The organism is Alkalihalophilus lindianensis, from assembly GCF_032843265.1.
In the GTDB taxonomy this organism is placed as follows: domain Bacteria; phylum Bacillota; class Bacilli; order Bacillales; family Bacillaceae_D; genus Alkalihalophilus; species Alkalihalophilus lindianensis.
The window spans coordinates 1-247 of sequence record NZ_JAWJBA010000808.1 but is presented as its reverse complement, the minus strand read 5'-3'; the positions used below and the strand labels follow the sequence as shown (position 1 = coordinate 247).

Annotated in this window: 1 protein-coding gene; it reads left to right on the top strand. The window is 35.6% G+C overall.

From position 1 onward, the window contains the following. Nucleotides 1–11: 11 nt before the first annotated feature. On the top strand, nucleotides 12–247 hold a 236-nt coding region (locus RYX56_RS24410; RefSeq protein ID WP_317124393.1), incomplete at its 3' end, for a sugar diacid recognition domain-containing protein.

Sequence of the window (247 nt, the reverse complement as noted above, 5' to 3'; positions counted from 1 at the left end):
AGCAGAGATTCTTGAAAATTCTAGAACATATTGCCCAGGATATCATCGAAAAAACGAGCGAAATCTTACAATATCCGATTAGCATCACCGACAATGAAGGCATTATAATTGGCTCCAGTGATAAAAGCCGAATCGGGCTGTTTCACCAGCCATCTCTTGAAGTGATTAAAAAAAATATAATGGTCGAATGTAAAAATAACATTGAAAAAAGAATTCTCCCTGGGGTTTCTGTTCCATTGAAATTTAA